Source organism: Pandoraea iniqua (assembly GCF_902459685.1).
GTDB lineage: Bacteria > Pseudomonadota > Gammaproteobacteria > Burkholderiales > Burkholderiaceae > Pandoraea > Pandoraea iniqua.
The window spans coordinates 1,057,004-1,070,185 of sequence record NZ_CABPSF010000001.1; the positions used below are offsets into that span (position 1 = coordinate 1,057,004).

12 protein-coding genes are annotated in these 13,182 nt (G+C 63.5%); 2 read left to right on the plus strand and 10 right to left on the minus strand.

What is annotated here, in order from left to right:
* Positions 1-224 precede the first annotated feature (224 nt).
* The 3 genes from PIN31009_RS04690 to tauA form a co-directional block, all read right to left on the minus strand.
* Positions 225-1,157 (minus strand): ABC transporter permease subunit, encoded by a 933-nt coding sequence (locus PIN31009_RS04690; protein ID WP_343039023.1) that lies wholly within the window; start codon positions 1,155-1,157, stop codon positions 225-227.
* A 24-nt stretch (positions 1,158-1,181) separates the two neighbouring features.
* Entirely contained in the window at positions 1,182-2,006 is an 825-nt protein-coding gene (locus PIN31009_RS04695) for a taurine ABC transporter ATP-binding protein (RefSeq protein ID WP_058377362.1), read from the minus strand.
* A gap of 73 nt (positions 2,007-2,079) precedes the next feature.
* Positions 2,080-3,138 carry a taurine ABC transporter substrate-binding protein gene (gene tauA / locus PIN31009_RS04700; RefSeq protein ID WP_150789467.1) on the minus strand — a complete coding sequence of 353 codons (1,059 nt, stop codon included), beginning with the start codon at positions 3,136-3,138 and terminating at the stop codon, positions 2,080-2,082.
* A 299-nt stretch (positions 3,139-3,437) separates the two neighbouring features.
* Here tauA and pdxR point away from each other — a divergent pair, with 299 nt between their 5' ends.
* On the plus strand, positions 3,438-5,024 hold the full coding sequence (gene pdxR, locus PIN31009_RS04705) for a MocR-like pyridoxine biosynthesis transcription factor PdxR (RefSeq protein ID WP_150683208.1): 1,587 nt from the start codon (positions 3,438-3,440) through the stop codon (positions 5,022-5,024).
* 15 nt (positions 5,025-5,039) lie between these two features.
* Here the strand turns inward: pdxR and PIN31009_RS04710 are convergent, their stop codons facing one another.
* From PIN31009_RS04710 to PIN31009_RS04735, 6 genes are all read right to left on the minus strand, one after another.
* Complete coding sequence (locus tag PIN31009_RS04710; protein ID WP_150789468.1) at positions 5,040-6,449, minus strand: heavy metal sensor histidine kinase; 1,410 nt, start codon at positions 6,447-6,449, stop codon at positions 5,040-5,042.
* A gap of 11 nt (positions 6,450-6,460) precedes the next feature.
* Positions 6,461-7,135: a heavy metal response regulator transcription factor gene (locus PIN31009_RS04715; protein ID WP_087689469.1), complete on the minus strand. Its 675-nt coding sequence runs from the start codon at positions 7,133-7,135 to the stop codon at positions 6,461-6,463.
* A 121-nt stretch (positions 7,136-7,256) separates the two neighbouring features.
* Positions 7,257-8,048: an alpha/beta hydrolase gene (locus tag PIN31009_RS04720; protein ID WP_150789469.1), complete on the minus strand. Its 792-nt coding sequence runs from the start codon at positions 8,046-8,048 to the stop codon at positions 7,257-7,259.
* 147 nt (positions 8,049-8,195) lie between these two features.
* Positions 8,196-8,669, minus strand: coding sequence for a hypothetical protein (locus PIN31009_RS04725; RefSeq protein ID WP_150789470.1), 474 nt, complete (start codon positions 8,667-8,669; stop codon positions 8,196-8,198).
* 145 nt (positions 8,670-8,814) lie between these two features.
* Positions 8,815-9,444 carry a glutathione S-transferase family protein gene (locus PIN31009_RS04730; protein WP_150789471.1) on the minus strand — a complete coding sequence of 210 codons (630 nt, stop codon included), beginning with the start codon at positions 9,442-9,444 and terminating at the stop codon, positions 8,815-8,817.
* A gap of 105 nt (positions 9,445-9,549) precedes the next feature.
* Positions 9,550-10,332 (minus strand): 4'-phosphopantetheinyl transferase family protein, encoded by a 783-nt coding sequence (locus tag PIN31009_RS04735; protein WP_150683213.1) that lies wholly within the window; start codon positions 10,330-10,332, stop codon positions 9,550-9,552.
* Between the two features lie 427 nt (positions 10,333-10,759).
* Between PIN31009_RS04735 and PIN31009_RS04740 the strand changes: the two genes are divergently transcribed.
* Positions 10,760-11,758, plus strand: a complete 999-nt coding sequence (locus PIN31009_RS04740) for an aldo/keto reductase (protein WP_150789472.1) — start codon at positions 10,760-10,762, stop codon at positions 11,756-11,758.
* Between the two features lie 151 nt (positions 11,759-11,909).
* Here the strand turns inward: PIN31009_RS04740 and PIN31009_RS04745 are convergent, their stop codons facing one another.
* A complete protein-coding gene (locus PIN31009_RS04745; protein WP_150683215.1) occupies positions 11,910-12,992 on the minus strand; it encodes a sigma-54-dependent Fis family transcriptional regulator in 1,083 nt (360 codons plus the stop codon).
* Between the last annotated feature and the right edge of the window lie 190 nt (positions 12,993-13,182).

The window sequence follows — 13,182 nt, forward strand, 5'->3', positions numbered from 1 at the left end:
AAAGCAAACACGTTGTCGGGGGAATACCGGGAATGCAGGGAAGACGGGGAGAGCTCGGGGGAATGGAAATTACGGGGGGACGCGGCAAAATGCCGCTCGCGGGCAAGGTGCCCGCGTTGCAATGTCTCGACTGCCACACAACCTCCTGAATACACGTTGGGCGTCAGGGGCGGCTGGGGGAGCCGCCCTGCGCCTTATCTAATGACCACAGACCGCTGAACCGCTTACACCTTGCCTTTCCAGGGCACGAGCACACGCTCGAGATAACGCATGATCAGATCGAAGCCGAAGGCGAAGAAACCGATCACGATGATCCCCATGATCACGATGTCCGACGCGAGAAACTCTGCGGCGTTGAGCACCATGAAACCGAGGCCGCTGGATGCCGCCACCATTTCGGCAGCCACCAGCGTGGTCCAGCCCACGCCGATGCCGATGCGCATGCCGGTAAAGATCTCCGGCAACGCAGACTTCACAATCACGTGCATGACGATCTGGCGCGGCGAGGCGCCCATCGAATACGCCGCGTGAATCTGTTCCATCGAGACCGATCGCACGCCGGCACGCGCAGCAATCGCGAGCGGGGCGAAGATCGCCAGATAGATAAGGAACACTTTGGAAAACTCGCCGATGCCGAACCAGATGATCACGAGCGGCAAATAGGCCAACGGCGGCAGCGGCCGATAGAACTCGATGGGCGGATCGAATACGCCGCGCCCGATGCGCGACACGCCCATCAGAATGCCCACCGGAATCGCCGTGACACACGCCAGCGCGAACGCGCCGAACACGCGATACAGGCTCGCGAGCGTGTGCTGCCAGAGCGTGGAGCCGGCGAAACCTTCGGTGGACACCTGAATGAATTTCTCGACGATGGCACGCGGACCCGGCAGAAACAGCGGCTTGATCATGCCCGACGAGGTAATGGCAACCCACACCAGCAGCAGCGCTACGACAGTGACGACGCTGATCAGCAGGCTGGGCCCCTGACCCGGCGCACCGAACGATTCGCCGGCCTTCACGGGGCGCGGTGCAAACAGCCGGGCGATGGGGCCGCGATGGCGCCGTGCGCGGGGGCTCGGCGTTACGACGGTGGCGGCTGCGGTGGGTGAGACCGGCGCGTGTGCCGGGTGGGTAGCAACGGGTTTGGTCATCATGATGGCAACGGCTCCGGCGCTGGGTCAGGCAGCGACCGCGCTGGCACCGGACGCTGAGGTCTGGCCGGCACGTTCGTCGCCATAAATGATGCTGAGGACGGTCTCGCGCATCTCGATGAAATCCGGGCTCGACTTGATCGCGCGCGCATCGCGGCATTCGAGATAGCGCTGGTTGAAATCGAGTTCGTAGGTATGCGTGATGCGCCCGGGGCGGGGCGACATAACGATCAGACGGCTGGCGAGGAACAGCGCTTCTTCCACGCTGTGTGTGATGAAGAAAATCATCTTGCCGGTCTCGCGCCACACATCGAGCAGCAGCTCCTGAATGGTTTCGCGCGTGAGGGCATCGAGCGCAGCCATCGGCTCATCCATGAGCAGCATCGACGGATTGCAGGTGAGTGCGCGCGCAATGCCCACGCGCTGCTGCATGCCGCCGGAGAGCTGGTAAATCATGTGGTTGTGGAAGTCCTGCAAGCCCACGAGCGCCAGATTGCGCGCCGCCCGGGCGCGTCGTTCTTGTTTGGGAACGCCTTGCAGCTTCAGGCCGAACTCGGTGTTCTCCATGACGTTGAGCCACGGCAGCAGCGCATGTTTCTGGAACACCACGCCGCGGTCGGCACCCGGGCCTTCGATGGGGGCGTCGCCGAGCAGCAGTTCGCCGGACGTCGGGGCGATAAAGCCGGCCATCAGGCTGAGCAGCGTGGTCTTGCCGCAGCCCGACGCGCCGAGCGCCACCACGAAGTCGCGCGGCGCGATGGTCAGATTGACGTGGGCGAGCGCCTGCACCTGCTCGCCAGCACGCCGGCCGGGGTAGACGACGCTGACGTCGTTGACGATGAGTTGTTCCATGAAGCCCTTCTCCTGTCGATCCATTGATCGGGGAGGGGCTGCCGCGCGCTGGGCGTGGCGGCCCCGGCACGGCTTACTTCAGGTTGAGCGCGGCGTCGACGTAACGCGACGTGACGTACGTCGTGTAGTCGGGCTTGACCTCGTTGATCTTCTGCTGGCTCTTGAGAAACTCGGCGGTATCTTTGAGTGCCTTGGCAGCGCGGCTGCTCTTGCCGCCGCCCAGCCATTCGGCCGACGCTTGCTGCTGCGCCGACGGGTAGGCATACAGCGAGAGCGCACCCGGCACGTCTTCCGGCTTGCCGCCAATCGTCTTCACGATGGCTTTGACCTGCGGCGACGTGGCCGTCCAAGCCGCCTGATTCTGGCGGTACGACGTGTCCGCGGCGGCAATCACCTTCACGAACTTCGCCATGAAGTCGGCGTTGGCCTCACCCCACTTGCGGTCAACGGCAATACCGTCAAACGTTGGCTTGCCTTGCTTGGACAGTTCGCCCGAGGTGATGAGCACGTGACCGGTCTGTTTGATCTGCGCGAGCGCCGGGTCCCACACGTAGGCGGCGTCGATGTCGCCACGCTCCCACGCCGCCACGATCTGGTTCGGCTGCATATTGAGCACTTGGACTTCCGTCGGCTTGATGCCCCATTGCTGCAAGGCAAACATCGTGTGGTAGTGGGTGGTCGAGACAAACGGCACGCCGATCTTCTTGCCCTTGAGGTCGGCCGGCGTCTTGATGTTCGACGCATTGCGCACGACCATCGCCTCGGCCTGATTGATGTCGTCGAGGATCCAGAACAGTTGCAGATCCAGCCCCTGCGAGACGGCTGCCGCCATCGGGCTGGAGCCGAGCACGCCGATTTTGATGTCACCGGAGGCGAGCGCCGTAGCGACCTTCGCGCCCGATTCGAACTGGCGCCAGTGAATCTTGTAACCCGTGGCCTTCTCGAACTCGCCGCTGGCCATCGCTACCAGCCACGGATCGACGATCTGCTGGTAAGCGATCGTGACCTCCTTCTCCTGCGCTTGCGCAGTGGCCGGTGCCGCCAGCCCGAGTGCCAATACCCCAGGCAGCGCCGCTGCCGCCAACGCCGTGGCGGCGAAGACGCGTCGCAGCCGGTTCGGAAGTCCATTCATGGTTCACCTCTAATCGATAGGTTGTCGGTGGAACACTTTCGGGTTGACGCAGTAAGGGTTACGAATCCGCGTCAGGTGAGTGCATCATTGCCGCGCGTATTTTTGTTCGTTAGAGCCAGTTGGCCGCATTTGATGATGCCAACTGGCTCCGTTTGGTCGAAATCGGCCGCTAACCCGCATGAATGCTGGAATCGGACGCAATGGAGCCAAACTGCGGATAAACCCGAATTCGGAATTAACGTCACCGTCCCATGAGTAATAATTGACGCTCTGGAAGTATCAATAAGAAAGGGGACGCGATGTCGAGCCGGATTTCTGCGGCAATGTGGAACCAGTTGTTTCTGGTGTCGGCGCGTGCCGGCATGAGTTTGCAAAGTCAGATCCGCCAGATGCTGGTATCGGCGATTCTTGACGAGCGGCTCATGCGCGGCGCGGCGGTGCCGTCGTCGCGCGAGTTGGCCGAAGGGCTGGGCGTGGCGCGCAACACCGTGGTGCTGGCGTATCAGCAGTTGGTCGACGAGGGGTATCTGATCGCGCGGGAGCGGCGCGGCTACTTCGTCAATGGCGACATTCTCGCGCCGCGCGTCGGCACGCAAAGTGCCGAGTCACGAGACGCGGCGAATGCAAGTGCGCGCGGTGTAGCCGCTAATGCAGGGGATGCACCTGCGAGCACCGCCGCTGGCACCATCGCGCCGCTCGACCCGTTGACACCCGATTGGGAGGGGCGGTACGTGGTGCGGCCATCGGGGCAGCGCAACATCGTCAAGCCTATCGACTGGCAGCAGTACCAATACCCGTTTATTTACGGGCAGTTCGATCCCACGATGTTCCCGACGGCCGACTGGCGCGAATGCTGCCAGAAGGCGCTCACCATCATGGAGATTCGCGACTGGGCGCCCGACATGATCGCGCGCGACGACGAAACGCTGATTCAGCAGATTCGCACGCGTGTGTTGCCGCGTCGCGGCGTGTGGGCCGATGCGGACGAGATCGTGCTGACCAATGGCGCGCAGCAGGCGCTGTACCTGCTGGCCGACCTGCTGGTCGGTGCGCGCACGACGGTCGGCATCGAGGACCCCGGTTATCCCGATGCGCGCAATATCTTCGCGATACGCACGCCGAAGCTGATCGGCTTGCCGGTCGACGAGTTCGGGGTGCCGGTCGATGACAACCTGTCGCAGTGCGACTACGTGTATGTCACGCCCTCGCACCAGTGTCCGACCACGACGACGATGCCGCTCGCCCATCGCGAGGCACTGCTGCGGCGTGCCGAGACGGAAGACTTCGTGCTGATCGAAGACGACTACGAGAGCGAGAACAGCTACTCGGACATTCCGATTCCGGCGTTGAAGAGTCTGGATCGCAGCGACCGCGTGATCTACATCGGCAGCTTGTCGAAGTCGTTCGCGCCGGGGCTGCGGCTGGGCTATATCGTGGCGCCGGCGGCGCTCGTGGCCGAGTTGCGCGCGCTGCGACGCCTGATGATTCGCCACCCGTCGGCGTTCATTCAGCGCTCGTTCTCGATGTTCCTCGCGCTGGGGCATCACGACGCGTTGCTGCGGCGTCTGGCCGATACCTACGCCAAGCGGGCCGAGGTGCTGACCGCCGCCCTGAGTGCGCACATGCCGGAGGCAACGTTCGTGCGCGTGAAGGGCGGGGCGTCCTGCTGGGTGCGTGGTCCCGAGGGATTGAATGCAAATCTGCTCGCGCTGCGGGCCAAGGCGCGCGGCATTCTGATCGAGCCCGGCGATGTGTTTTTCATGGGCGATGCGCCGCCGCGCAATATGTTCCGGCTCGGTTTCTCGTCGATCCGTTCGGAACACATCGAAGCGGGCGTGATCGCGCTCGCACAGGTGATGCGCGAAACGATGGCAGAGTCGGCGTGATGCGGGGAGACGCCTTTATGCGTCAGGAAACGTCAGCGTAAATCGCGTCACACCGGCCTCGCTGTGCACGGCCCATGTGCCACCGTGCAACTGCATGATGCTTCGCACGATCGACAACCCGAGACCATTCGAGCCGGACGATTGGTGGCGCGCGGCGTCGGTACGGTAGAACCGGTCGAACAGCCGCTCGCGATGCGCGGCGTCGATGGTCGGGCCGTAGCTCTCGACGTGCAATGCGGTCGCGCCATCGCGTGGTTCAGCACCGATGCGGACAACGGTATCCACATCGGCATATCGAATGGCGTTGACGATCAGGTTGGCGAGTGCGCGGCGCAGCAATTGAGCGTCGGCGAGCACGTGGGCGTCGCCTTGCCATTCCAGACGGATGCCACGTTCCTCTGCCAACCCTTCGAAGTATTCCGCCAGACGCGGCAGTTCTTCCGTGAGCGCCACGGACTGCCGGTCGATGACATGGTCGGCGTGCTCGGCACGCGCGAGAAACAGCATGTTGTCGATCATCTTCGACAAGCGCTGCAACTCTTCAAAATTCGAGCCGAGCAGTTGCTGGTAATAGGCGGGCTCGCGTGTCTGGCGCAGCCCCACTTCCGTCTGGCCGAGCAGGTTGGCGATCGGCGTGCGCAGGTCGTGCGCCATGTCGGCGGAGACTTGCTTCAATTGCGTGAAACCACGCTCCAGCCGGTCGAGCATGGCGTTGAAAGCGTCCACTAGCGGATCGAGTTCGGGCGGCGCACTGTGCCGCGCGATCCGCGTGGACAAGGTGCCCACACCAATGGCGGCGGTTTGCGCGGCAAGGCGTCGCAACGGCCGCAGGCCATAACGGGCGAGCGCAAACGCGAGCAGCGCGGCGAGCACGGCGCCAGCGAGTGCGAAGAGCACGATCTGGCGGCGATAGTCGTGCAGCATTTCTGTGCGCTCCGTCATCAACCGGCCGGAGACGATCTGCAAGTCGCGTTGCCCCGTGACACCGTGCGCAGCCGCTGCGACGTAGATGAACGGCGTGCCATCGGGCATCGTCGTGTGGCGTACGGCCGCCAGCGTGAGCGGCGCGTCGGCCGCGACCGGTTGCATCGTGGGCACGGGAGAGTGCCCCGGATTGACGTTGATGAGCGGCGCTTCCCCCGGATAGCCGACCACCAGTAACGACTCGGTGTTGCCGAGCATATTGGCGAACAGGTGCGGCTTGTCACGAATGAGATCGTGTGCGTCCACATCCTGCATCAGCGTGCGCAGTTGATCCACGCGGGTGACGAGGGCGCCGTCGTCGCGCACGCTCAACTGCGCTTCGAGCTTCCAGTTCAGCATGAAGCCGACACCCGCCGTCGCGATGAAGGCGAGCAACGCGAATGACAACGCGAGCCGGGTGGAGAGGGTGAGGCGCTTGGCGCTTGGCATCGGGGCTGGCATCGGTGGTTGCCTCACGCTTCGCTTTCGCAGCGATAGCCCACACCGTGCACGGTATGAATGAGTCGTGTGGCAAACGGATCGTCGATCTTCTGGCGAAGGCGGCGCACGGCCACGTCGACCACATTGGTATCGCTGTCGAAATTCATGTCCCACACGCGCGACGCGATCAGGGTGCGAGACAGCACTTCGCCCTGATGCTCCGCGAAGAACCGCATCAACGCGAATTCCTTGGGGGTGAGGGTGATGCGTGTGCCGCCGCGTTCGACACGGCGGCGAGAGACGTCGATGCGCAGGTCGCCGACGACAAGTGCATCGTCACTGGCCTGCGGTTGCCCGCGCCGCAGGATGATGCGGATGCGGGCGAGCAATTCGGCGAACGAGAAGGGCTTGACGAGGTAATCGTCGGCACCGAGATCCAGCCCTTTGAGACGGTCTTCGAGCGTGCCGCGCGCACTCAGGAACAGCACCGGCGTGCGTGAGCGCTCGCCGAGTTTGCGCATGACGGTCCAGCCGTCCATCGCAGGCATCATCACGTCGAGCAGAATCAGGTCGTAGGCAGTCTCGGTGGCGAGATGCAGGCCATCGATGCCGTCGGTCGCAACATCCACGACGTAGCCCGCTTCGGTCAGCCCGTTACGCAGGTAGTCACCCGTCTTGGCTTCGTCTTCGATGACAAGAATTCGCATGATGTCGCGGCGTAAGTAGTGGCGTGGAGGCGCGCGGTGATGTCAGCGCGCCGCTGGCCACAGCATAGCCGTTTTGGCGAGGTGTGGCCTGCGGCGCTCAGGCGTGCAGCAGTGTGAAAGCTCACTCCCCGGCGTGTTCTGCGGCCTGTTCGATGAGCGCGGCGACTTCCTTCGGGTGCGACTCGTAGACCGAATGGCTGGCGCCGTCGATTTCTACCGTGTGCGCATGCGCGCGGGCGGCATACATCCGTTCCAGATCCGGATTGATGATGCGATCGGCCTTGGCGACCATGTACCAGCTCGGCTTGGTCTTCCACGCCGGGTCGGGAATGTTCGCGGTGAAAACGGACGCCGACGTCGGCATCTGCGCATGGGCTTCGAATTCGGCCTGCGCGCGCGGCAGGTCGGCGGCGAAGTCCGCCGGATAGTCTGCCGGGTTCAGGTACAGGAAGTTGCCGGCCGTCTTGACGACCGCTTTGGTGGCATTCGGATACTTCTTGCCGTTGCTGGCTTCGGTCTCGCCGGTATCGAGGGCGTGCGCTGCGATGTAGACCAGCGCCTTGACGTGGGCGTCGTTGCCCGCTTCGGTGATGATCGCGCCGCCGTAGCTGTGGCCCACGAGCACGGCCGGGCCGTCGAGGGTGTCGAGTACGCGCTTGGTGGCGGTCACGTCTTCTGCAAACGAGGTGAGCGGCTCTTGCACCAGCGTGACGTGGTAACCGTCTTTGACGAGGATGTCGTAGACGGGACGCCAGCCTGCGCCGCCGACGAACGCGCCGTGCACCAGCACGATGTTCTTGATGGCGGAAGCGGTGGAAGCGGCGGGGGCAGCGAAGGCAGGGACGGCGGCGCCGGCAAGCAGGGCAAGGGCGGCAGCAGACTGGGCAACGAGAGAACGGACGGCGTACGGCATGGGGTTGGCTCCTGAAGAGTGGCATGGGCTCGATCGGATGTTCGATCACGCGATGCCAGTCTAGGGAGCCGCCTCCCACACCGGGCTTGCACAGGGATTACAAAGAAATGACAGCCGCCGGCCTGTTGCGGCACTACGCGCTAGGTGTCAGGCGTGGGTGTTCACGCCGAACGTCTCGCCCTGATGCTTGAGCAGCAGGTCGAGCGCGACCTGCAAGCGCTTGGCATTCTCGGGTTCGTTGCGCGACAGGGCGGCGGCAATCCCCTGACGGGCCCGGTTGGTGAAGTCGATCTGCTCGGTATCGCTGCCGGCCGGGACTTCGATACCCGTGTCGACGGAAATCTTCATCGTCATGGCCATCAGCGGCGAGCTGTCATCGAGCGACATCTGCCCGCTTTGAATCTGCGTGTTGACCCAGTCGCGCATCTGTTGCCGGGTCATGCTCGTGAAGTCGGTCGGCTTGGACTCGGCCGTCTTCTGCGACGGCGCGCTGCTGATGTGCGTCGGCGATTGCGTCGTGGCAGCGAGTGCCGCGGCAAAGGAGGCGTCGGTGCGCTTGGCGGCCGCGGGAGATTGCGTGCCGTTGGCGCCCAGATAACTCAGGCCACTGTCGATTCTCATGGTCGTTCCTTTCAGCAATCCTAATGATCCGGTGCAGAACTACGATGGTTCTGTCTGCTGAAACGAAATCTACAACAAGTGGCGCGTCTGTGCCAGTTTCCCGGCCCCTCAAAGTTCATAGCCTCGCGCACCCTTTCATTGCCTTTCAAGGCGTGCCGTTGCGGCCATAAAGGCGGAAGCCCTCCCGCTGCGAAAGCCGGTCGTAGTACGCCGTCACGGCGTCGAGCGGCGGGTGCTCGACGGGCGTGCTGAACCAGCGGTGCACCGACAAGCCGATGGGGACGTCTGCGAGTGTGAACGTCTCGCCACACACGAAGGCTTGGGTGGCTTGCAGTTGCTGGTCGAGCACGGTCATGAGCTCGCACCAGCGCTGCACACTCGTGCCCAGCGTCGCGGGGTTGTCGTAGCCCGGCGCGCGGCGCACCAGCGACATGAACGGATAGCGCCATGCGGGGTTCAGATCGGCCGCCTGCCAGTCGATCCACTGATCGACGCGAGCGCGCTGACGCGGTGCCGACGGGTACAGCGCGCTGCTGCCGCGTGTGGCCGCCAGATAGCGCAGGATGCTGTTCGACTCCCACATTACGAAGCCGCTGTCGTCGATCACCGGCACCATCCGGTTCGGGTTCAAGGCGATGAAACCCGGGTCGGCGAGCGGCAGCGTACCCGTCGCATCGCCCCAAGGTTCGTTGACGAACGGGACGTCGAGTTCATGGCAGAGCCAATGTACCTTGCGCACGTTGATGGACCCCGGCCGGCCGAGTACGCGAATCATAAGCAGCACCTTGGAAGGGTGACAGGTGCGTCGATTCTAGCGGCGTTCCGTTGTCGCGCGACAGGTACAGTTGCCCCGCCCTATGACCGGAACAGTCGGCCCGCGCTATGCCTCGTTCGCCTCGATTTGCTCGATGGTCACCGCCCCAGTACACGTTACCGTGCCGCTGATGCGCATCGCAGGGTCCAGCCAGTCGGTCATCGACCAGTGGCCGTGCGCGACGCGCCGTTGCCACGCGCGCAGCGGGGCTTCGCTCATCGGCAGACCGGAAAGGTCGACGCTGCTCAGACCGGAGAGCGTCGTGACGCCCACTTTCACCAGACTTTCTTTGCGTGTCCACAACCGCAGCCACGCCAAGGCACGGGGTGACGGCGCATGGTGCGTGAGCGCCACGCTCGCGAAGGCGGCGAGGCGGTCGCGTTCGCTGCCGGTGATGCCCATGTCTTCCGACAGATCGCCAAGATCCAGATCGACCGACAAGGCCTGATCCCAGTGTTCGACATCGATGCCGACCGGCTCGATGGCACACGCGGCGGCGACGGCACCTCGCGTATGACTCAGGCTGATGTGCAATCCGGGATGCGCCGGCAGGTGTGGCCGCCCATGTGCACCGCCGCATTGTTCGCAGCGTTGCACCAGTGCGTAGGTGCGCGCCAGATCGCCCGCCGCACTGGTGACCCCTGTCACGCGGGCGGCAGCGACGCGCGCAAGAATGTGCGCCGCAACATAATCCTGCCGATCGGCCGGTCGGGAAAAGGCGCGCGCGCGACATTGTTCGTCGGCGGTCAGATGCGTCAGCCAGCCCGAGAAGCGGGCCATGATGCTGCGCGTTTCGCCATACAGGGCGAGCCCCGTGCTCGCCTGACTTGCCGTATTGATTTCGGTCATTGTAATGAGTCACCCGTGCGCGACGGGCAGGGACGAAATGACGGACTCCAAGCAATTCGGATGCCATGCGGCCATGCCGACACCGAAATGACTCTGGAATCACTGCCTGAAACGGGGATGCGTCCGGCGCACTGTCTCACCGGTATGGACACCTGTCGCGTGTTGCGACAGATGTCGCACGCGTATGTGTCGTTATCGCCGGACTTCCAACGCGCGTTCGAAAAACGATGCATCGACGGCAAAACCAGCCGCCATGCGGTATTCGCTCCATGCGCGTTGTGACGAGGTGGGCAGTGGTTCGAAACTTGCATTGTGAGCGTGTGCACTGGTGCGCCAATGTCGCGGCCATCAGGTCCATCAGAGCCATCAGTGCAAGAGATCACATTTATCGACACCACATCGAACGACATCGCACAGGAGCGACACGATGCTGCCAAAACGACGGCTGGGGACGCAGGGATTGGAGGTGCCCGCCTTGGGCCTCGGGTGCATGGGCATGAGCTACGCCTATGGCCCGGCGGACGACGCCGAATCGGTTCGCGTAATAGAACGGGCGCTGGCACTTGGCTGTAATTTTTTCGACACGGCCGAAGTCTATGGTCCCTTCGTCAACGAGCAACTGCTCGGGCGCGTGCTCAAGGGCCGGCGCGAACAAGCCATCATCGCGACAAAGTTCGGATTCCGTTTCGATAACGGCGCCGTGACCGGGGCCGATAGCCGGCCCGAGCACATCCGCACCGTCGTCGACGGCTGTCTCGCTCGATTGGGCACCGACTATATCGACTTGCTCTATCAGCACCGCGTCGATCCGAACGTGCCGATCGAAGACGTCGCGGGCGCCGCTGGCGACCTCGTCAGTGCGGGGAAAGTGCGCTACTTCGGCCTGTCTGAAGCGAGCGAGCGCACGATTCGCCGCGCCCACGCGGTGCATCCCGTCAGTGCGCTGCAAAGCGAATACTCGTTATTCCATCGCGATCTCGAAGCGGAAATTCTGCCTTGCCTGCGGGAACTGGGCATCGGACTCGTGCCGTTCGGGCCGCTGGGACGCGGCTTTCTGACCGGTACGGCACGCCGCGCGGAAGATTTCCCCGAAGGCGATTCGCGCCGCACCTCCGATCCGCGTCTGCAAGGCGAGAATTTCGCGGCCAACATGCGACTGGCGCAAACGCTGGCCGCCTACGCCGCGCAAGCGGGGGTGACACCCGCGCAACTCGCGCTGGCATGGGTGCTTTCGCGTGGCAACGACATCGTGCCGATTCCCGGTACGCGCAGCATCGCCCGGCTGGAAGAAAACTTGGGGGCGGCGACGGCGCGCATCGATGCGGGAATTCTGCGCGCACTCGATGCGCAGATGCCGGCGGGCGCAACGACAGGGCCGCGCTACAAGGACACCGCAATGATGGCCTTGCTGGCAGACCGCGCCTGACGCTGCGCGGGCGCATTCACTCGGGAAGAAAGGGAGCAGGCGGGCCGTCACCCGTCTGCTGCACTGCGAAAGGCGTCTGGAGCATTACGTCCAAACATCGCATGTGCCACTCGACATGTCAGAGACGGACCGTAGGGTGAAGGGCGCAGCATCAGCGATGCGAGCCGAGCAGGGCGTCGCTGCCCATGTCGCGAACGTGGGGGATGTGCAGTTCGCGAAGCTTCCGGTAGAGCGACGTGCGGCAGATGCCGAGTTCTCGCGAGGCGGCTGAAATATTCCATCGACGCTCGGAGAGCACGCGAATGATGATCTCGCGTTCGCCGTTGGCGATGGGCGACAGCGACGCCAGCGGTGTGGGTTGAATGAGACCCGGCAGCGCGGCGGCCACCGGGGCGTTGCCGGCGGCCTGACGGCTGGCGCTTTGCAGCAGATTGGCCGGCAGGTCGCGCACGCGGATGGTGTCGTCGCTCTTGACTGCACAGGCATATTGCACTGCGGTGCGCATCTGGCGCAGGTTGCCCGGCCAAGAATACGACAGCAGCAACTCGCGCGCCTCGCGATCGAGCGAATCGAGATTGGCGGTGCCGCGCGATTCGGTGGCAATCATTGCGCCGAGCAGCCAGTCGCGATCATGCCGGACGCGTAGCGGGGGAAGATGCACGATGCCGACCGCAATGCGGTAGTAAAGATCTTCACGAAATAGCCCGGCCTGTACGCGCGACTCGAGATTCTGGTGCGTTGCGCAAACGAGTTGCAGGTCGACGGCGATGGGTCTGGCCGAACCGATGGGCGTGACTTCGCGCTCGGAGAGCACCCGCAGCAATCGCGTTTGCTGCGCTGCGGGCATATCGCCGATTTCGTCGAGAAACAGCGTGCCGCCATCGGCCTGCACGACTTTGCCTTTCATGCCGGAATTCAAGGCGCCGGAGAAGGCGCCGCGCTGATAACCGAAGAGTTCGCTTTCGATGAGGTTCTCGGGAATGGAGCCGCAGTTTACCGACACCATGGCGGCGTGGCGGCGCAGGCTGTAGTCGTGCAGTGCACGGGCGAGATATTCCTTGCCGGTGCCGGTTTCACCGAGCACCAGAATCGGCAGTTGACGATCGATGAGAAGGCGGGCACGGGCCAACGTGGCCAGCATGGTCGGGTCGGCACCACAAAGCTGATCGAGCGACGGACGTGGTGAAGACTGAAAGTGTGCGTTTGAACTGTCCAGCGGATCGTGGGCGGTCATAGCGTCTCTCATTAACTTTATAGGAAGTGGCATGTGCCGCGTTTGGCGGCACCGCATCGCAAAATGGCGACTGCCGTGGGGGGTGCTCCATAAAGCAAGAGCAAGCATAGTTCGATTCGCCGGAGGCCTCCAATACCATATGATGTGATGACTGATACCGGTTCGCTATGAATAGAAACCGATGTTCTTT

What these genes read in the sequence shown, in the direction of transcription:
- PIN31009_RS04690 (WP_343039023.1), bottom strand. Translation starts at nt 1,157, where the DNA reads ATGATGACCAAACCCGTTGCTACCCACCCGGCACACGCGCCGGTCTCA.
- PIN31009_RS04695 (WP_058377362.1), bottom strand. Translation starts at nt 2,006, where the DNA reads ATGGAACAACTCATCGTCAACGACGTCAGCGTCGTCTACCCCGGCCGG.
- tauA (WP_150789467.1), bottom strand. Translation starts at nt 3,138, where the DNA reads ATGAATGGACTTCCGAACCGGCTGCGACGCGTCTTCGCCGCCACGGCG.
- pdxR (WP_150683208.1), top strand. Translation starts at nt 3,438, where the DNA reads ATGTCGAGCCGGATTTCTGCGGCAATGTGGAACCAGTTGTTTCTGGTG.
- PIN31009_RS04710 (WP_150789468.1), bottom strand. Translation starts at nt 6,449, where the DNA reads ATGCCAGCCCCGATGCCAAGCGCCAAGCGCCTCACCCTCTCCACCCGG.
- PIN31009_RS04715 (WP_087689469.1), bottom strand. Translation starts at nt 7,135, where the DNA reads ATGCGAATTCTTGTCATCGAAGACGAAGCCAAGACGGGTGACTACCTG.
- PIN31009_RS04720 (WP_150789469.1), bottom strand. Translation starts at nt 8,048, where the DNA reads ATGCCGTACGCCGTCCGTTCTCTCGTTGCCCAGTCTGCTGCCGCCCTT.
- PIN31009_RS04725 (WP_150789470.1), bottom strand. Translation starts at nt 8,669, where the DNA reads ATGAGAATCGACAGTGGCCTGAGTTATCTGGGCGCCAACGGCACGCAA.
- PIN31009_RS04730 (WP_150789471.1), bottom strand. Translation starts at nt 9,444, where the DNA reads ATGATTCGCGTACTCGGCCGGCCGGGGTCCATCAACGTGCGCAAGGTA.
- PIN31009_RS04735 (WP_150683213.1), bottom strand. Translation starts at nt 10,332, where the DNA reads ATGACCGAAATCAATACGGCAAGTCAGGCGAGCACGGGGCTCGCCCTG.
- PIN31009_RS04740 (WP_150789472.1), top strand. Translation starts at nt 10,760, where the DNA reads ATGCTGCCAAAACGACGGCTGGGGACGCAGGGATTGGAGGTGCCCGCC.
- PIN31009_RS04745 (WP_150683215.1), bottom strand. Translation starts at nt 12,992, where the DNA reads ATGACCGCCCACGATCCGCTGGACAGTTCAAACGCACACTTTCAGTCT.